Source organism: Shinella kummerowiae, assembly GCF_009827055.1.
Taxonomy (GTDB): domain Bacteria; phylum Pseudomonadota; class Alphaproteobacteria; order Rhizobiales; family Rhizobiaceae; genus Shinella; species Shinella kummerowiae.
In genome coordinates this window covers 177,905-195,385 of the sequence record NZ_WUMK01000010.1, presented here as the reverse complement: position 1 = coordinate 195,385, position 17,481 = coordinate 177,905, and the positions used below count along the sequence as shown (strand labels likewise).

Annotated in this window: 16 protein-coding genes; 4 read left to right on the top strand and 12 right to left on the bottom strand. The window is 62.6% G+C overall.

Translation table 11 applies throughout. The features are described from left to right. Positions 1–445: 445 nt before the first annotated feature. The gene (locus GR138_RS24585; RefSeq protein ID WP_160861906.1) at positions 446–1,471 is read right to left on the bottom strand and encodes a LacI family DNA-binding transcriptional regulator; all 1,026 of its coding nucleotides are present in this window, start codon (positions 1,469–1,471) and stop codon (positions 446–448) included. Positions 1,472–1,773: 302 nt separating this feature from the next. Here GR138_RS24585 and GR138_RS24580 point away from each other — a divergent pair, with 302 nt between their 5' ends. Both GR138_RS24580 and GR138_RS24575 read left to right on the top strand, forming a co-directional pair. Beyond that, positions 1,774–2,787 (top strand): Gfo/Idh/MocA family oxidoreductase, encoded by a 1,014-nt coding sequence (locus GR138_RS24580; RefSeq protein WP_160861905.1) that lies wholly within the window; start codon positions 1,774–1,776, stop codon positions 2,785–2,787. A gap of 10 nt (positions 2,788–2,797) precedes the next feature. After that, on the top strand, positions 2,798–3,757 hold the full coding sequence (locus GR138_RS24575; RefSeq protein ID WP_160861904.1) for a sugar phosphate isomerase/epimerase family protein: 960 nt from the start codon (positions 2,798–2,800) through the stop codon (positions 3,755–3,757). Positions 3,758–3,836: 79 nt separating this feature from the next. Here GR138_RS24575 and GR138_RS24570 read toward each other — a convergent pair whose 3' ends face one another. The 9 genes from GR138_RS24570 to GR138_RS24530 form a co-directional block, all read right to left on the bottom strand. Further along, positions 3,837–4,586, bottom strand: a complete 750-nt coding sequence (locus tag GR138_RS24570; RefSeq protein WP_338091156.1) for an SDR family oxidoreductase — start codon at positions 4,584–4,586, stop codon at positions 3,837–3,839. A 50-nt stretch (positions 4,587–4,636) separates the two neighbouring features. Next, a complete protein-coding gene (locus GR138_RS24565; protein WP_160861903.1) occupies positions 4,637–5,659 on the bottom strand; it encodes a hypothetical protein in 1,023 nt (340 codons plus the stop codon). Further along, a complete protein-coding gene (locus GR138_RS24560; protein WP_160861902.1) occupies positions 5,656–6,552 on the bottom strand; it encodes an SMP-30/gluconolactonase/LRE family protein in 897 nt (298 codons plus the stop codon). The genes GR138_RS24565 and GR138_RS24560 overlap by 4 nt, the downstream gene beginning before the upstream one ends. Before the next feature lie 10 nt (positions 6,553–6,562). Continuing rightward, entirely contained in the window at positions 6,563–7,675 is a 1,113-nt protein-coding gene (locus GR138_RS24555) for a mannonate dehydratase (protein WP_160861901.1), read from the bottom strand. A gap of 19 nt (positions 7,676–7,694) precedes the next feature. Continuing rightward, the gene (locus tag GR138_RS24550) at positions 7,695–8,480 is read right to left on the bottom strand and encodes an SDR family NAD(P)-dependent oxidoreductase (protein WP_160861900.1); all 786 of its coding nucleotides are present in this window, start codon (positions 8,478–8,480) and stop codon (positions 7,695–7,697) included. Between the two features lie 18 nt (positions 8,481–8,498). Beyond that, on the bottom strand, positions 8,499–9,491 hold the full coding sequence (locus GR138_RS24545) for an ABC transporter permease (protein ID WP_160861899.1): 993 nt from the start codon (positions 9,489–9,491) through the stop codon (positions 8,499–8,501). Further along, a complete protein-coding gene (locus GR138_RS24540; RefSeq protein ID WP_160861898.1) occupies positions 9,488–11,029 on the bottom strand; it encodes a sugar ABC transporter ATP-binding protein in 1,542 nt (513 codons plus the stop codon). The genes GR138_RS24545 and GR138_RS24540 overlap by 4 nt, the downstream gene beginning before the upstream one ends. A 58-nt stretch (positions 11,030–11,087) precedes the next feature. Next, the gene (locus GR138_RS24535; protein ID WP_160861897.1) at positions 11,088–12,053 is read right to left on the bottom strand and encodes a substrate-binding domain-containing protein; all 966 of its coding nucleotides are present in this window, start codon (positions 12,051–12,053) and stop codon (positions 11,088–11,090) included. A 114-nt stretch (positions 12,054–12,167) separates the two neighbouring features. Next, a complete protein-coding gene (locus GR138_RS24530) occupies positions 12,168–12,911 on the bottom strand; it encodes an FCD domain-containing protein (RefSeq protein ID WP_160861896.1) in 744 nt (247 codons plus the stop codon). A 207-nt stretch (positions 12,912–13,118) separates the two neighbouring features. Between GR138_RS24530 and uxuA the strand changes: the two genes are divergently transcribed. Together uxuA and GR138_RS24520 are read left to right on the top strand one after the other, a co-directional pair. Then, on the top strand, positions 13,119–14,309 hold the full coding sequence (uxuA, locus tag GR138_RS24525; protein WP_160861991.1) for a mannonate dehydratase: 1,191 nt from the start codon (positions 13,119–13,121) through the stop codon (positions 14,307–14,309). 8 nt (positions 14,310–14,317) lie between these two features. Continuing rightward, entirely contained in the window at positions 14,318–15,010 is a 693-nt protein-coding gene (locus GR138_RS24520; protein ID WP_160861895.1) for an RraA family protein, read from the top strand. A gap of 171 nt (positions 15,011–15,181) precedes the next feature. Here the strand turns inward: GR138_RS24520 and GR138_RS24515 are convergent, their stop codons facing one another. Beyond that, positions 15,182–15,970 (bottom strand): SDR family oxidoreductase, encoded by a 789-nt coding sequence (locus GR138_RS24515; protein ID WP_160861894.1) that lies wholly within the window; start codon positions 15,968–15,970, stop codon positions 15,182–15,184. 14 nt (positions 15,971–15,984) lie between these two features. After that, on the bottom strand, positions 15,985–17,472 hold the full coding sequence (locus tag GR138_RS24510; protein ID WP_160861893.1) for a sugar ABC transporter ATP-binding protein: 1,488 nt from the start codon (positions 17,470–17,472) through the stop codon (positions 15,985–15,987). Positions 17,473–17,481: the final 9 nt, after the last annotated feature.

Here is a 17,481-nt window from a genome sequence, read left to right as displayed (position 1 = left end):
CGGGGTGCTCACTCGTCTTCAGGCGAGATCACAGGCAACCTCCACACCGCCTGCTGCCTTCATGCGTGCAATATTAGTTGCATTAATTTTCTAGTGTCAACATTTATTCTATATCGAGAGCAAGCTCGGTATTGCGTCAGCGTTTGCGGCTTTCCCTCGGGCCGCCTGGAGACGAGATCGCTGGAAGGTATTTTCACGGATGGGGGAGAGGATTCACAAGCCTTTCATAGGCCAAATCCTGATTGCCTCTCAATCAAGTTCACTCGACGGGTCATGCCGGCTTAAATTCCTGAAAATATTTAGTTTATTAAAACAATCAAGATACGATGATGTAAATTACATCATTCGCTGCGAGGCTTTTGAGGCAAACACGCCATCAAGGCCAAGTGGAGCGCCCTTGCAACGACCCGCAAGCTTCTGAGGTCAGAAGAGAAGTAAGCGCGCCCTAGAGGCCGCAATTGTACCGCGTATGAACGAGAACCTGTGAGTAGCCTGGTTCACTGGTCACGCCATCCAGATTGCTCTTGATCCATCGTGCCGCCGACGTGAGTTCAGCCACGAAATCATGCGAGATGACATAGTCCATGACCCCGGCCTCCAGCAGCGCGCGGGAATGGTTTGATAATTCATGCCCGACAAACACGGTTTCCCTGACCTTGCCAACAGCCTCCAGCGCCCTTGCAATACCGCGATTGGCGCCAGCGACATTGTAGATCGCGGCAGGATGCCCATTCGCCTCGAAATATCGCGTCAATTGCTCACATGTGCTCTCCGGCCTGTCGTCCGACATCACGCGCTCCTCGATCTTCAGATAGGGGAAATCGGACCGCAGCACACGCCGAAACCCCATCTCGCGCTCCTGCTGGCAACGAAACGGCACGCTCATGACGATCAGAATGCTGTTGCTGACCTTCGGCAAGGCATTGCCGATGAGCAATGCAGCAACACTTCCGGCGGCATACTGGTCGTTCCCGACATAGATGCTTCTTCGTGAACTCGGCAGATCCGTCGTGAGGCAGATTACCGGCCGGCCAAGCGTGCGAAGCTTTCGAATTGCCCGGTTGGTCGCGGGGTGCTCGCGGGCGATGACGACCACCCCATCGGCCTCGCCGCCTTCCTGTTCGACCCGCCGTGCAAAAGCGAGAGGCTCGGCGTCGCTCGTCGTGACGTACACCCCTTGTATCTCAATCCCGGCCTGCGTGCGGTTCACTTCCGACACCGCCGCCGCCATGGCCGCATTGAAGGTTTCGCCCGATTCACAGAACAGGCGAATGAGGACGGGGACGTCGCTGCCCGCACTCTCATGGCGTAGTTTTTCCAGTGCCGCGAGAACCCGTGCCCGGGTCTTTTCCCGCACGCCGTTGCGGTTGTTGAGCACCCGGTCAACCGTCGCGGAGCCGACCGCGGCAATCCTGGCGATCTCGTGGACCGACGGCCCTTTCCAGGTTCCGGGCTTCGCGGGTTTTGGCATTTTCCCCTCACTTTCTGATGCGATTCAAATCATGGGGCCGACCGGCCGCGTGCCGAATATCTAGCCGCTGAAGCGTTTACCGTGAATTGCCACGACGTGAAATTGTTGATGGAAAACACATCGGAAAATGCCCGCCACGCTCGTTGAATGATGGCATTTCAATCTCGATAATCCAACCGCCAAGCTGAGGAAGAGCATGGCGATCGACGGGGCGAGACGGTGCGACCTTCGCCGGGCGCTCACCCCCAGTCCAGACTTGCATCAAGGTCGCAGGCATCGTCTTCGAAAACAAGGAACATGGAATGTCTGTCAGAATTGCAATCATCGGTGCGGGCATCATGGGTGCCGACCACGCCCGTATTGTTTCGGAAGATTTGCCCGGAGCCGTGCTGCAAGTCGTCTGCGATGCGTCCGAAGCACGGGCCCGCACAATTGCGGAGGATTGCGGCGCGGCCGACATTTCCACCGATCCATTCCAGACGATCCGGCGCGGCGACATCGACGCGGTGATCATCGCCAGTCCTGACGAAACCCACGCGCCCCTGTCGCTTGCCGCAATCGCGGTGGAGAAGCCGGTGCTTTGCGAAAAACCCCTGTCGCAGAATGCCGGCGAATGCCGCGCGGTCATCGACGCAGAGGTCGCGCATGGCCGCCGGTTCGTTCAGCTCGGCTTCATGCGCCGCTTCGACCCATCCTATCGGGAAATGAAGGCCGCGCTGACAGACGGCTCGCTCGGCCGGGCGATCATGATGCACAACACCCACCGCAATGTCGAAGCCCCGGCGAATTTCACCGGCCAGATGGCAATCACCAACTCGGCACCGCACGAATTCGATGTCTCCCGCTTCATGCTCGACGCCGACTACACCGCGATATCTGTCTTTCAGCCCGCCGGTGTCGATGCGGCGAAAACCGGCGCTCCGGTTTTCATGGTTCTCGAAACCGACCGGGGCCAGCTCGTCAACATCGAGGTCAACAACAACGCTGCCTATGGCTATGACGTGCGCGGCGAACTGGTGGGGGAGAAGGGATCGATCCAGCTCAATGCGCCGGTCCACACGCGCAGCAACGGCCATCTCATGGCGTACGAACGCTATCCATCCGACTGGCGGCCACGCTTTGCGGAAGCCTACCGCCTGCAGAACAAGGCCTTTGTGAATTTCGTTCGGACCGGCAGGTTCTCCACGATCGCCTCCGACAGCTGGGACGGCTACTGCGCCACCCTCGTCGCCGAAGCTGGTGTCGAGGCGCTGCGAACGGGCAGGCGCGTCAACCTCGACACGATGGCCAAGCCCTCCCTTTACAAAACACGATAGGAAATCTGCAATGAAACTCGGTTTCGTTTCCGACAGCCTGGGCAGCCTGTCTTTCGACACGCTTCTCGACAGTGCCGCGCGGCTCGGCGTTTCAGGCGTCGAAGTGAATACGGGCGGCTGGTCCACGGCCCCGCATTTCGACCTTCAAGCGATGAAGCGCAGCGCCGATGCGCGCCGGAACTTCACCAGGGCCTTTGAAGATCGTGGCCTGGAGATCATCGCGCTCAACGCCAACGGCAATCCGCTGCACCCGACCCAGCCTGAGCAAGGCGAATGCCTCAGGGACACGATCCGTCTTGCCGGAGACCTGGGCATAAAGACCGTCTGCACCATGTCCGGCCTGCCGGCCGGGCGCGCGGATGACCTCATGCCCAACTGGGTCGTCTCGTCCTGGCCGCCAGAAACGCAGGAAATTCTGCGTTACCAGTGGGAAGAAAAACTCCTGCCGTTCTGGACGGAGATCGCCGCACTCGCAAAAGAATGCGGCGTGGAGCGCATCGCGCTTGAGCTGCACGGCAATCAATGCGTCTACAACGTCCCCTCGCTGCTGAAGCTACGTTCTGCCGTCGGTCCTGTCATTGGCGCCAACCTCGACCCCTCGCACCTCTTCTGGATGGGCGCTGATCCGCTGGTGGCGGCCGAGGCGCTCGGCGATGCGATATTTCATGTGCACGCCAAGGACACGATGCTGAATGCGCCCGTTCAGGCGACGACCTCGCTCCTGGAAAATGGCTCGCTGATGAACATTCCCGCCCGAAGCTGGTCCTATGTCACGCTCGGCTTTGGCCATGGCGAAACCTGGTGGCGGCAGTTCTGTTATCGTTTGAGGATGGCCGGTTATGACAGCTGGCTCTCGATCGAACACGAAGACGTGCTGCTCAACAGCCTCGAAGGACTGGAAAAGTCGGTCACACTCCTGAAGACGGTCATGCCGATCGCGGCAAGCGATTTCAGACTACAGGCGATTTGACGGCATGCTACCGAAAACCGCGCGCCGGAAACAACAGCTTCCTCCGCACATCTGCCATCTTGGCCGCCCGCAAACGGAACTAGATTGTTATGCCGCCGTCGATGTTGATCGCCTGCCCTGTGATGAAGGCTGCCTCGTCCGATGCGAGGAAGGCGCAGATGGCGGCAATCTCCTGCACGGTCCCGAAACGGCCTGCTGGCTGGCGACTGATGAACGCGCGGTAGGCCTCCTCCTTGCTGCCGAGCGTTTCGGAAAGCGCACCGATGCGCTCTTCCAGCGACGGCGAGGCGACCGTCCCCGGGCAGACCGAATTGCAGCGAATGCCGAGGGAAACATAATCGGCGGCGACCGCCTTGGTGAGGCCGATGACACCACCCTTCGCTGCGCCATAGGCCGCACGACGCGGGAAACCCTTGATCGAGGAGGCGACCGAGCCGATTGTGATGATGCTGCCACCGTTGGCCTTCATCTTCGGAATTGCTCCGGCGATCACGTTGTAGGCGCTGTCGAGCGTGATGTTCACCGATCGCCGCCAGTCTGCAGGCCCACACTCCTCGATAGTGCCCTGGTGGACGTAGCCAACCGCGTGCACCAGGATATCGACCCGCGTGAATGTTGAAAAATAGGCGGCCACCGCCGTCGTATCGGTCGCGTCCAGCGGCACGGTCGCAGCGCCCTCGAGCGTCGCCAGCAGGTCGGGATTGATATCACTGGCGTGTACCTCGGCCCCCTCCATTGCCAGCCGCTCGGCGATGGCACGGCCGATGCCCTGGCCGGCTGCGGTGACCACGGCCACGCGTCCGGCCAGTCGTCCTGTCATTGTGTTCATGATCATACCCTGTGATGAATGTGAAACGGGAAGGCTCCGGTACCGGCGGCTCACGCCATCCGGACCGCCTCTACGGAAAGCCGGTAACGGGTGGTGAAAACCCTGTCCGGCTCGAAGGCCATCCATGTCGGAGTGCCTGCCTGCGCAACGGGATTGTCGGCCGTGGAAACCGCGGGTCCCAGATCGAAGGCCGACGCGATGGGCTCGACGCCGAGCGCCACATGCCGCCCGTCCCAGGGATAGGCCTTTCGCCCGCGATTGCTGTACCAGAGCAGGAGGCTTGGAAAATGCTCCTTCTGCCAGGTAAGCCGCGCACGAAACCCCTCGTCGCGATAGTAGAGCGCAAGACTGCCATCGATACCGACGAGTTGCAGCAGATCCTCGGCGTCAGCCGCCAGCGGCACCTGTGCCGCGTCCAACGTCGCGCCGCTTCGGGTCTCCACGCTCTGCAACGAAGGCCAATACCGGTCCGGCACAAAAAGCGCCGCGCCCGGCTCGACGTCACCAGGAAAACTACTTACCCGGTCGTAGAAACCCGGCTCGATGAGAACGGCGCCCGCCCGCGGCGGCAACCGGAACGTCGGATGCAGGCCGATGGGAAGGCGGCATGCGCGGCGTGCCCCGATTTCCAGCACGATGTCCACAGCCGGCGCCGTCGGATCCGGGACGATGTGACGGCGCAGCTGGCGGATCGGATGGCTTTCGGGATAGTGGCAGTTCAGGCTGATCCGGCGGTCATCGCAAGCACCCCACTCCCAGTGGACATTGGAACCATGACCGTGCGGTACGCCGGCACCGTCGAAACTCTCGCCCGTCGAGGACCATCCATCAGGAAGCGCTCGCACCGCATCGCTGCCGAAGGGCACGCAGGGCCATTCACCGCGCAACTCCTGCAGGATTTCAGGCAATGCCTCGCGCTGAGGGTCGCGACCCCAGGGCGCGACATGCAAAGGGCTCACCTGGCGTCCGTCGGGCAGCAGGAAGAGAACCGGGCCGAGCATGCCCCCGAGAGATTGCACCGAAAGGCAGCCATGTGCCCAAGCAAGTGCTCTGTATTCGGTCGCGACGCTCATCGCGCCGCCCCATACCGGTTTTCAGGCAGGCCCGCGACCTCGACACGCATGGCATAGAGGCTGCCGGCAAGGCGCTCGCCCGGTCCGGCAAGAGCACTTGCCGTTGTGATGTAGAGCGTCTTCAGGTCGCCGCCGCCGAAGGTGCAGGTGGTGATGTTGGTGACGGGCATCTCGATCACCTCGGCAAGGCCGCCATCGGGCGCGATGCGGACGAGGCAGCTCCCACCGAAGCGGCAGTTCCAGACGAAGCCCTCGCTGTCGATGGCCGACCCATCCGGCGCGCCGCGATCGAAGCCGCCGAAGAAAAGCCGCTCCCCGGAGATCGCGCCTTTTGCCCCATCGTAGTCAAAAGCATAGATCGCGTTTGCGAGCGTGTCGCCGAAATAGAACGTGCGGCCATCCGAGCTCCAGCACAGCGTGTTGGAGATGCCGAGTCCCTCCCGCCAGACGGTGACGGCGCCATCGGGCGCGATTCGGTAGAGCTTACCCTCCCCAGGACCGACCTCGCCGAGCTCGCCGTTCGGCAGGACGTTGTTTTTCATCGAGCCGACCCAGAAGTTGCCGGCAGGATCGGCCCGGCCATCGTTGAGGCGAACCCGCGGCGCGCCAGGAAGCATGAAGCCGTGATCCTCCCGCCGGTCCGTTTCCGGCCACCACCAGATCAATTTGGAGCCGAGGGCGACCAGCAGGCAGCCGGCCTCCTGCGTGAGCGCGACGGCAACGACGGGCTCCTCGAAAAACCAGGTCCGCACCGCCTGCGACGCCTCGTCGTAACGATGCACGAGAAAGCGGTTGATGTCGGTCCAGTAGAGGGCCGCCTCTGCCGCCGACCAGACCGCGCCTTCGCCGCAGCGGTCACCGACAGGAGCGGCACAGATGATCGTGCGCACCATGGGTGACCTCCTATTCCGCCGCCATGCTGGCCGGGATCGACCGCGCCGGACCAAGTGCCGCGGCGTTCTGCACGAGCGCGCGCATGTAGCCGAGCGCAAATGCCTTGCCCGCGTGCCAGGAGGCGCTACAGGTCATGGCCGGCGTATGATCGGGGATCATCACGCCCTGATAGTTTTCATCACGCAGGATGCGGACGATCTCGGCCATGTCGATATCGCCCTCGTCGACAAAGGTTTCGACATAGTACGGCATCTTTCCACGCACATTGCGGAAATGGATGTAGCCGATGCGGCCGGAGCGTGCGAAGCGACGGACGTGATCGTAGATATCGCCACCAGGCATTTCCTGCAGCGAGCCGAGGCAGAGCTCGAGGCCGTTCGATGGCGAATCGACGATCCCCATCAGCCGGTCGTATTTTTCCGGCCGGTTGACCAGTCGTGCCGTCCCGCGCAGCTCCTCCGCCGGCGGGTCGTCCGGGTGAGCGCCCAGCACGACGCCCGCCTCCTCCGCGATTGGCACCACCTCCTTCAGGAAGTGGGCGAGGCGATCCCATAGTTCCGCCGAACTGACCGATACGGCCGACGCGCCGGCAATGCCCTGGCGGTAGCGCATGTTCCAGATCATGCCGTCGGGGATCGGCGCATCGGGGCTGGGCGGCACGCTGCCTGGAACGCCGAAACCGACGGATTCTGCGCCGCCGCGTGCATAGGGGCCGCGTGTCCAGCCATAGACGCCGGCAAGCGAAAAATTATAGCCGATACAGGGAATACCCGCACGGCCGGCATCGCGGATCAGTTGCTTCAGGCCTTCGATCTGCCGGCCACGTTCCGGGCCATCGAGGAGGACGTCGGACCAGAACCGCGGCGAGAAATTCTCGATGGCAGCCACTTCAAGGCCCGCAGCACGCACCTCACGCACGAAACCTGATAGTTCCTCGAAGGACCAGAGCTTATCGTTGGAACAATCGCCCCAGCCACCCTGGTCACCGCTGTCGATCTTAGGGTCCTTTCCGGCAAAATAGTTCGTCAGGTGCGCGACGACATGTGTCGCGCCCGCCTGCAGCGCGAACTGGAAATTGTCGCGGGTGAGCTGCTCCCGGTAAAGCCCAAGGCCGATCTTCATCTTGTCGTTTCCTGTTCGATTACTTGACGCCGATGCCCGCCGTCAGACCACCGTCGATGCGGAAGTCCGAGCCGGTGATGAAAGCCCCACGATCCGAGACGAGATGCGCCACGAGTTCGGCCACCTCCTCCGGTTCGCCGATGCGTCCGATCGGATGAGCCGCGCCGAAGCGGGCGAACGCCTCCTCCTCGCTAACCCCCTCCCCGCCATAGGTGCGTGCGGCGAGCGAAAGCAGTGGCGTGCGCACCGAGCCGGGACTGATCGAGTTCACGCGAACCTTTGCGGCCGCGTGATCGAGCGCCATGGCGCGGGTCAGCGCGTGGATCGCCCCTTTGGAAGCGACATAGGCCGCAACATTCTGCTGGCAGGCATGCCCCTGCACCGAGGAAATGTTTACGATGGCTCCCCCACCGCGCTTTGCCATTTCCGGAATGCCGAAACGCCCGGTCAGGTAGATCGAGCCGACATTCACCGAAAGGCAACGATGCCAGGTCTCGACGCTGGTATCGAGGACGGTGCCGAACGGATGCACGGCCGCGGCGTTGACGATGATGTCGAGGCCGCCATGTCGCAGCACCACTTCGCGGACCGCTGCCTCCACCTCCGCTTCGACCGATACATCGACGCGACGCGCCGACATCGACAGTCCCCATTCACGGGCAACCTTGTCGAAAGCAGCGTTGGCGGACGGATCGTTGCCGCAGGCAAGAACAGTGGCGCCGGAAGAGGCAAGACGGGTCGCCGAGGCGAGGCCAATGCCGGACGTGCCGGTGACAAGTGCGATTTTTCCCTGGAATTCAGCCATTATTGTCTCCACGCTTTCTCAGCGCACGCGTTCGAGAACCTGGTTGAGAAGCACGGCGCCGAGGATGATCCCGCCGCGCACCACGTATTGCCAATATTCGCTGACATTCATCAGCGTCATGCCGTTGGAGATGCAGCCGAGGAACAGGACGCCGATCAACGTGCCCCAGATGCGCCCCTTGCCGCCGAAGAGCGAGGTGCCGCCGATGATCACCGCCGCGATCACGTCCAGCTCCATGCCGGTCGCGGTGGTTCCGGTTCCTGCTCCGATCTGCGAGGCGATCAGGGTACCTGAGACGGCCGTGAGCGCGCCGGTGAGACCGAGCGTCCACGCCTTGACCCGCCAGATGTCGATGCCGGAAAGCCGCGCGGCCTCCATATTGCCGCCGACGGCGTAAACCTCGCGACCGAAGCTGGTGTACTTCATCAGGACATGCATGCCGGCAAAGGTGAGGGCGAAGATGTAGACCGGGAACGGGATGCCGAAGAGATAACCGCCACCGAGGAAATCGAAGCCGAGCGGGAAGGACGACATCGGGAAGCCGCCGGTGATGAGGTTGGCGACGCCGCGCAGAGCCGCAAAGAGCGCGAGCGTCGTTATGAAGGTCGGCACATTGAACCATTGCCGGAAGCGGCCGGTGAGATAGCCAAGCGAGAAGCCGAGCAGGAGTGCTGCGGCAAAACCCACCGTCACCGCCCCCCATTCTCCCAGGGCGCCGGAGTAACTATCCGAGAACCAGGCGACGATGCAGCCGGCCAGTGCCGCGCCCGCGCCGACCGAAAGGTCGATCTCGCCGCTGATGATGACCGCGGTCATGCCGAAGGCGATGATGCCGAGCATCGCGACCGTTCTCAGCACATTGAGAATGTTGCCGGTCGAGGCAAAGCCTGGGGCCGCGACGACAAGAAAGATCACCAATGCCGCAAGGATGATCTCCATCGGATAGGTTTTCAAGAAACGGAGCGGCGCATTTTGCCCGCCGGCTTCCGTGGTCTGGCTCACAAGTGTCATTGCCGGGCCCCTTCCATGCATAGGCCGTAGAGTTCGGTCAGATCGGTTTTCGTAGGGTCCACTTCAGCGACGATGGCCCCTTGGTGCATCACGAGAATGCGATCGGCCACTTCAAGAACCTCCTCGAGTTCCGTCGAAACGAAGATGCTGGCGAGGCCGTCGGCGGACTTCTGCCAGATGATGTCAAAGATCTGGCGCTTGGCCTGCACGTCGACGCCTCGGCTCGGCTCGTCGAAGAACATCACCGAGGGATGGCGGTTCAGCCATTTGCCGATCACCACCTTTTGCTGGTTGCCGCCGGAAAGCGAAGAGACGGCCAGGTCCGGATCGCCGCACTTGATGTGCAGGTCGGCGATCTGGCGGTGAATGAATGGCTGCTCGCGCCGGCGCGAGATGAAGCCGCCGAGCGAGATCGGCCCAAGGCTCGCCATGCAGAGATTGTCGGCAGTGGAAAGCGACTGGACAAGGCCGACCTCCTTGCGATTTTCCGGCGTGTAGCCGAGCCCGGCCTTGCGCATCTCGCGCGGGCTCGCGCCGGTCATGAGGCGGCCGTCGAGCCAGACCGAACCACCATCGATCCTGTCTGCGCCAAAGATCGCCCGCATCAGCTCCGTCCGCCCCGCGCCGAGCAGGCCAGCAATACCGAGGATTTCGCCGGAATAAAGATCGAAGGACACGTCGTGGAAATGCCCTCCGCGGCTGAGATTGCGCACCTTCAGCACCGGTGCGGTGCGGTCGAGGTCGCGGCGCGGCGGGCGTGTCGCACGGGCGGCGTCGCCGAACATCATGCCGACGATGGCCGACGGCGTGGTCGCCTTCATCTCGACCGAGCCGATATAATGACCGTCCCGGATGACCGTGCAGGTGTCGGCGATGTCGAACAGTTCGCTCATACGATGGGTGATGTAGATCATCGTCACGCCGCGGGCGCGCAGCCGCGCGATCAGCGCGAAGAGCTGCTTCACCTCGCGTGTTGCAAGTGCCGAGGTCGGCTCGTCGAGCAGCAGGATCGAGGGATTGAAGGACATCGCCTTGACGATCTCCACCACCTGTTGCTGGCCGACGCTGAGCGCGGAGACCGGCTGGCGCGAGTCGATCTCAAGACCCATGTCGGCAAGCAGTTCACCGGCGCGCTTGTGCAGCCCCGCCCAGTCAACGACGCTGAAACCGGCCCGCCGCCGGTGTGGCAACCGGCCGAGGAAGATATTCTCCCCAACCGACAGTTCCGGCACCAGGGAAAGCTCCTGATGCACGGTGACGATGCCGGCCGCGAAGGCGTCGTGCGGCGAGGTGAAGTGGCGATCTTCGCCATTGACGCTGATCGTACCGGAACTCGGCCCGGTCACGCCCGCGAGAAGCTTCACGAGCGTCGACTTGCCCGAGCCGTTCTTGCCCATCAGGGCGTGTACCCGGCCTGGCGCAAAACTGTGGGTGAACTCGGAGAGGGCAATCGTCGGGCCATAACGCTTGGTCACGCCTCGAAAGTCCAGCCGTCCCTGTGTTCCCTGTCCCGGGTCTGTGGGTTGCAGATAGGTCATGCCGTTTTCCTGCTGCGCATGGCAAAAGGTCGGCGGGCACAACGGCCCGCCATCCGTCTTACTTCAGGGCCTTCAGGCCTTCCTTGTAGGCGGCGACGCCCTCGGCATTGGCGCGCGTCAGTGGCAGCACCGGCACATTGACATTGGTTTCGATCGTCTTGCCGTCGAGCAGGTTCTGCGCCGCCTCGATCGCCTGGCGTCCGACTTCGAGCGGCTGCTGGGCCGTGGTCGCTTGCAGGACGTTGTCGCCATTCAGCAGCATGTTGGCGAGCTGCTCCGAACCATCGGTGCCGAAGACGAAGACCTTGCCTTCGAGCCCGGCCTTCTTGACCGCCTGCACCGCGCCGATCGTCCCGCCCTCGTTTGCGGCATAGATTACGCGGATATCGGGGTTGGCCGTCAGCATGTCGCTGGCGACGGCAAGCGCCTTTTCGGCAAGCCAGGCGTCCTGCTGCGCGACGATATCGACCTGATCGGAAACGACGCTCAGGAAGCCTTCGACGCGGGCATTCGACTGCTCGGGCAACAATGCCTTGAAGGCGAGCGTGCCGATCTTGACCTTCTCGCCATTGCCGAGAGTCTTCAGGAATTCGGTGGCGGCGTTGCCGGTGCCGATGCCGATATCGCGGTCCGAGCTCGTCACCGTCGCCTGGGCGACATCGCCGTTGGCCGAGGTGCCGTAGGTCACAACGGTGATGCCGGCGTCGCGGGCCTTCTTCAGGGCAGGCACCGACGCATCGGCCGAAAGCGGTGCCACGACAATGGAACCCACGCCGCGGGCGATATAGGTGTCGATAAGCTGGGCTTCCTTTTCCAGCTTGCTGTCGCTGTTGCCGGCCAAGAGCTCGTCGCCGGCCGCTTCTGCAGCCTTCTCCATGCCGATCTGGATGCCGCGGAAATACTGGTCCTGCTGAAAGACGATGCCGGCGATGGCCTTGCCCTCAGCAAGCGCCACATTCGGCGCGAAGCTGACCGTGGCGAACAGCGCCGCAAGCGTCAGGATATGGCGTTTTGCCTTGCTCATGTTGGTTCTCCTCCAAATTGCCCTGTTCGTGCCACCGGACCCACGGGCGAGAGGGCCCAGCAAACGGTCGAACCGCGTCGCCCTATTCGGCGCAGTTCGTGGTGCTCCCTGTCTTTATCGCTGTGGCTGCCCCGCCGGCGCGTCGTCGACGAACCTGAGGCCGAACTCCAGGTGACGGCTCATCAGGTAGACATAGGCAATGCGGTCCCGCGCCCTGAGCGCCCGGATGATTTCAGCATGGGCCTCGAAGGTCGCCGCATGCACCGGCCGCTCCGTCTTGCCGAGACGCATGACCTCCTCGATGACCGAGCGCAGCATGTTATAGGTAGCGTGTGTCGTGCGATTGCCCGACAGCTCGACGATGGCCGCATGGAATTCGTAATCGCAGCGCGCCGCTTCCGCGACGCTGCCTGCTTCCAGGATACGGCGGTTGATCGCGTCCAGCAGGTCGAAATCCGTCTCGCTCGCCGTAAGAATGATATGTTCGCCGACTCCCGTTTCGAGGATACGGCGAAAACCCTGCAGATCACGGAAGGAATCCGGGGAGATACCGCTATGGAAGGCGAAAAGCCGGCGCAGCGCCTCACCCTGACCGCCGCTGATCACCGCGCCGACCTTGGGCCTGGTCTCGACCAGGCCGTAGGCACGCAACACCTGCAACGCCTCACGCACCGTGTTGCGCCCCGACTGGAACTGCTCACCAAGATCACGCTCCGTCGGTAATGCATCGCCAACACCGAGGCCGCGCTCCGAGATCATGTCGCGAATCTGCTCGACGAGACGATCGACCGCCGAGGTCCTGCCCTGCTCGGCAATTTCCAAACCCGCCAAACCGTCATCCGGAACCGAATTGCTCACTGTTTCGCCTCCCTGCGATGGCATATTTGTTGGTCCAGAAAAGTTGATTGGTCAAGAGGATTTTCAAAAAACCTTCTATCCACGGCAATTTTCAATCGAAACTTCAACAAATGGCTTGAATTATTGGACCGGTAGCGCCTTAATTGGAGACGTGGTCCAACAATTAAAGACCAACTCGGCGACAGGCAGGAGATTTCGATGAGACTGATGGAAGAGTGCTTTCGGTGGTACGGAACGAACGACCCCGTGCCGCTCAGCCACATCCGGCAGGCAGGCGCGACCGGGATCGTCTCGGCATTGCACCACATCTATGACGGCTCGCCTTGGCCGGAGGACCAGATTCTCGCGCAAAAGGCGCTGATCGAGGCGGCCGGCATGCGCTGGAGCGTCGTCGAAAGCATTCCGGTTCACAATGCGATCAAGCTCGCGACGACGGACAGCGATCGCAATATCGGCTGGTACAAGGACACACTCAGGGCGCTGGGACGCGCCGGCATTTCGATTGTCTGCTACAACTTCATGCCGGTCGTCGACTGGACACGCACGGACCTGATGCAGCCCTTGCCAAACGGCGGATACGCCCTGCGCTTCGATGCCGTCGATTTCGCCGCCTATGATCTCTTCGTGCTGAACCGCCCACGTGTCGAGGAGAGCTACACGGAACAGCAGATCTTAGACGCACGACAGCGTTTCGAGCGGATGGATGAGGCGACGATCAGCCGGATCGAACGTAATCTCATCGCCGGCCTGCCGGCAACCGAGCGCCAGTTCGACCGGGCAAGCTTTCTCGCCGCCCTTGCGGAATATGACGGGGTGACGGCCGAGATTCTTCACGACAACCTGGCCCGCTTCCTGCGAGAGATCGTTCCGGTTGCAGAGGAAGCCGGCATTCGGCTCTGCATCCACCCGGACGATCCGGCCTTCTCGCTCTACGGCCTCCCGCGCATCGTTTCAACACCGGCGGATGTGCGGCGCATCCTTGCCGCCGTCGACAGTCCGGCGAACGGCATCACCTTCTGCACCGGCTCCTATGGCACGCGCGCCGACAATGATCTGCCGGCCATGGCCCGCGAGCTCGCCCCCCGCATCCATTTCGCCCACTTGCGCAATGTCCAGCGCGAAGATGATGGCTCCTTCTATGAGGCGGACCATCTCGGCGGCTCGAGCGACCTGCCGGCCGTCATCCTCGCCCTGCTGGAGGAACAGGAACGGCGGATCAACGAGGGCCGCGCCGATTGGCAGATCCCGCTGCGCCCCGACCACGGGCATCTCCTGGCGGACGATATCGGCAAGGACAGGATAAACCCGGGCTACTCGCTCATCGGTCGGCTGAAAGGCCTCGCGGAAATCAGAGGCGTCATGCAGGGCATCGCGACAGTTCTGGCGCACAAGGCTTGAGGAAACAGATGGTACATTTCAACGACGATACCGAACTTTTCGCCGCCATGCGCAACCGGCTTTTTACGGCCGTGGTCGGCGACATACTCGACACTATGGGCCTGCAGCACCAGTTCCTGCCGCCGCAGATTCGCGCGCTTCGCGACGACATGGTCGCCATCGGGCGGGCCATGCCGGTCCTCGAAGCCGATTTCTTCGCGTCAACCGAAACCGGCGGACATTCGCCGCTCGGCAACAAACCATTCGGCCTGATGTTCCACGCCCTTGACAGCCTGAAGCCGCACGAAATCTATGTCTGCTCCGGCGCCTCACCGCGATATGCCGTCTGGGGCGAACTGATGTCGACGCGCGCCCTCAAGCTCAAGGCGGCAGGCGCGATCTGCGACGGTTACTGCCGCGACACCAGCGGCATTCTCGCCCTCGACTTCCCGACCTTCTGCTACGGCTCCTATGCGCAGGACCAGGGCCCGCGCGGTAAAGTGGTCGACTACGCCATCCCCATCGAGATCGGCGGCATTCGCATCCGCCCCGGCGATATCCTCTTCGGCGACCGCGATGGCGTTCTCGTCATTCCACGCGAGGCCGAGCGGGAAGCCATCACCTTGGCGCTGGAGAAGGCAGAAACGGAAAACAAGGTCCGCTTAGCGATCGAAGGCGGCATGAGCACCGTGGAAGCCTTCGAACGCTTCGGCGTCATGTGAAGACCCGCTAGCACGACACGGCGCATACTTTGAAGGCGCGCTCGCCGCGCGGCAACGACGCCAGCGGACGCGGCATGACCCGCAACAGCGGCCATCGCACAGATTTCTTCGAAGAAAGAGGGAAGCGGTTCATCTACCAGTTCGGAGCGATGAGCCGCCTGACTATGGCAATCACCAGCAGCAGAAGCCGCCATCGACAAGCAGGTCGACACCGGTGACAAAACTGGCGGCATCCGACAGCAGGAACACTGCAGGGCCGACCATCTCGTCGACATTGGCCATGCGCTGCATCGGTGTCTGCTCCTCGAACAGCCTGGTCTGGTGCACCATTTCCGGCCGGGTATTCATCGGCGTTGCCGTATAGCCGGGGCTGATCGTGTTGACGCGGATGCCGCGGCCGACCCATTCCATCGCCATCGACTTGGTCATGTGGATGACGCCCGCCTTGGAGGCGTTGTAGTGGCACTGGCTGAGGCCGCGGTTGACGATGACGCCGGACATGGAGGCGATGTTGACGATGGCGCCGCGGCCGGTCTTCAGCATGGCCCGCGCCTCCGCCTGGCAGGACAGAAACACGCCCTTCAGGTTGATGTCCATCATCGTCTGGAACTGGCTTTCCTCCATCTCGTCTGCCGGACTGGCATTGGCGATGCCGGCGGCGTTGACGGCAAGCGTGAGCGCGCCAAGCTCCGCTTCTGTGCGCGCAACGGCATCGTTCAGCGCCGCACCGCTGGTGACGTCGGCAGCGATCTGGATGCTGCGGCGTCCGGCCTTCGCAATGAAATCGGCGGTGGTCGCCAGGCCATCGTCGCTGCGGCGATCCAGCAGCGCGACATCCGCGCCGCATTGGGCAAGACCCATGGCGATGCGCTGGCCGATGCCGCTGCCGGCACCTGTGACGAAGGCGACATTTCCCCGGAGATCGAACAGTTTCGGCGCGTTGAGCGTGATATCGGACATCTAGATGCTTCCTTTCAGATCGTCGCCAGTTCCATGACCGAGACGTCGTTGGCGTCTTCGCGGTTCAGGATGCCGGCCTGTTTTCCCTGCGCCATGACCATGATGCGGCTGGAAACGCCGAGCACCTCTTCAAGGTCCGAGCTGACCACGATCACCGCCACGCCCACGCGGGCGAGATCCACGATGAGATCGTAGATGGAGGAACGCGCGCCGACGTCGATGCCGCGTGTCGGCTCGTCCAGCACCACCACCTGCGGCTTGCGTGCCAGCCATTTGGCCAGCACCACCTTCTGCTGGTTGCCGCCGGAAAGCTCGCCGGCATTCTGCCCGCCGCGACCTTTCACGCCGAAGCGCTTGATATAGTCCTCGGCGAACTCCCGGATGCGACGCGAGGAAACCCAGCCGTTGCGAGAAATCTCGCCGAGATTGGCATAGCCGATGTTTTCCGCAATCGAGTGATCGAGCACCACACCCTGGAGCTTGCGATCCTCCGGCACGAGCACGATGCCGTTGCGGATCGCGTCGATCGGCGAGCGCGGCGTGACCGGCTTGCCGTGCAGCAGCACGTCGCCGCTGGAAATGGGATCGGCGCCGGTGATAGCGCGCACGAGTTCCGTGCGGCCGGCGCCCATCAGGCCGGCAATGCCGAACACCTCGCCCCTGCGGACGGAAAAATTGATGTCGCTGAAGCTTTTCGACGGTGAAGAAAGGCCGCGTACCTCCAGCGTAACCTCGTCCGTGGGAACGGGAAGCGTGGGAAACATCCGCTCGAGCGAGCGTCCGACCATCGCCTCGACGATGGTGCGGATCGGCACGTCGCCGGTGCCGAATTCCTGCACCTTGGCGCCATCGCGCATGACGACGATGCGATCGGTGATCTGGCGGATTTCTTCGAGCCGGTGCGAAATATAGATGATACCGACGCCTTCGGATTTCAGGCGCTCGATCTGACGGAAGAGCGCCTGCGTCTCCTCGCCGCCAAGGGCTGCGGTCGGCTCGTCGAGAATGAGCAGCCGGGCGTTCAGCGTCAGGGCCTTGGCGATTTCGATGAGCTGCTGGCGGCCGGTCGAAAGTCCTTCGACGAGGCGGTCGGGCGATACATCGAGGCCGAGGCGCTGCAGGCCGGCGCGGGCGCGCTCTTCCATCGCGCCACGGTCGAGGCGGCCTGATTTCATGGGATAACGGCCGACGAAGACGTTCTCCGCGATGGAGAGCTTCGGCAGGAGCTTCAGTTCTTGGTGGATCATGCCTACGCCCTCGTCCATCGCAGCGCGCGGATCGGCGGGGGAATAGGGCTTTCCCAGCCAGGCCATTTCACCCGCGGAGGGTTGGACGGTGCCGGAAATGATGTTCGACAGGGTCGATTTTCCGGCACCGTTTTCGCCGAGCAGCGCCACGACCTCTCCCGGATAGATGTCGAGATCGACACCGTGGAGAACCTTGACCGGACCGTAGGATTTCTGGATCCCACGGAGTGACAGGATGGGAGAGCGGTTCGTCATGACGCTGCT

What these genes read in the sequence shown, in the direction of transcription:
- GR138_RS24535 (WP_160861897.1), bottom strand. Translation starts at nt 12,053, where the DNA reads ATGAGCAAGGCAAAACGCCATATCCTGACGCTTGCGGCGCTGTTCGCC.
- GR138_RS24585 (WP_160861906.1), bottom strand. Translation starts at nt 1,471, where the DNA reads ATGCCAAAACCCGCGAAGCCCGGAACCTGGAAAGGGCCGTCGGTCCAC.
- GR138_RS24540 (WP_160861898.1), bottom strand. Translation starts at nt 11,029, where the DNA reads ATGACCTATCTGCAACCCACAGACCCGGGACAGGGAACACAGGGACGG.
- GR138_RS24545 (WP_160861899.1), bottom strand. Translation starts at nt 9,491, where the DNA reads ATGACACTTGTGAGCCAGACCACGGAAGCCGGCGGGCAAAATGCGCCG.
- GR138_RS24575 (WP_160861904.1), top strand. Translation starts at nt 2,798, where the DNA reads ATGAAACTCGGTTTCGTTTCCGACAGCCTGGGCAGCCTGTCTTTCGAC.
- GR138_RS24515 (WP_160861894.1), bottom strand. Translation starts at nt 15,970, where the DNA reads ATGTCCGATATCACGCTCAACGCGCCGAAACTGTTCGATCTCCGGGGA.
- GR138_RS24520 (WP_160861895.1), top strand. Translation starts at nt 14,318, where the DNA reads ATGGTACATTTCAACGACGATACCGAACTTTTCGCCGCCATGCGCAAC.
- GR138_RS24560 (WP_160861902.1), bottom strand. Translation starts at nt 6,552, where the DNA reads ATGGTGCGCACGATCATCTGTGCCGCTCCTGTCGGTGACCGCTGCGGC.
- GR138_RS24580 (WP_160861905.1), top strand. Translation starts at nt 1,774, where the DNA reads ATGTCTGTCAGAATTGCAATCATCGGTGCGGGCATCATGGGTGCCGAC.
- GR138_RS24550 (WP_160861900.1), bottom strand. Translation starts at nt 8,480, where the DNA reads ATGGCTGAATTCCAGGGAAAAATCGCACTTGTCACCGGCACGTCCGGC.
- GR138_RS24565 (WP_160861903.1), bottom strand. Translation starts at nt 5,659, where the DNA reads ATGAGCGTCGCGACCGAATACAGAGCACTTGCTTGGGCACATGGCTGC.
- GR138_RS24510 (WP_160861893.1), bottom strand. Translation starts at nt 17,472, where the DNA reads ATGACGAACCGCTCTCCCATCCTGTCACTCCGTGGGATCCAGAAATCC.
- GR138_RS24555 (WP_160861901.1), bottom strand. Translation starts at nt 7,675, where the DNA reads ATGAAGATCGGCCTTGGGCTTTACCGGGAGCAGCTCACCCGCGACAAT.
- GR138_RS24570 (WP_338091156.1), bottom strand. Translation starts at nt 4,586, where the DNA reads ATGAACACAATGACAGGACGACTGGCCGGACGCGTGGCCGTGGTCACC.
- uxuA (WP_160861991.1), top strand. Translation starts at nt 13,119, where the DNA reads ATGGAAGAGTGCTTTCGGTGGTACGGAACGAACGACCCCGTGCCGCTC.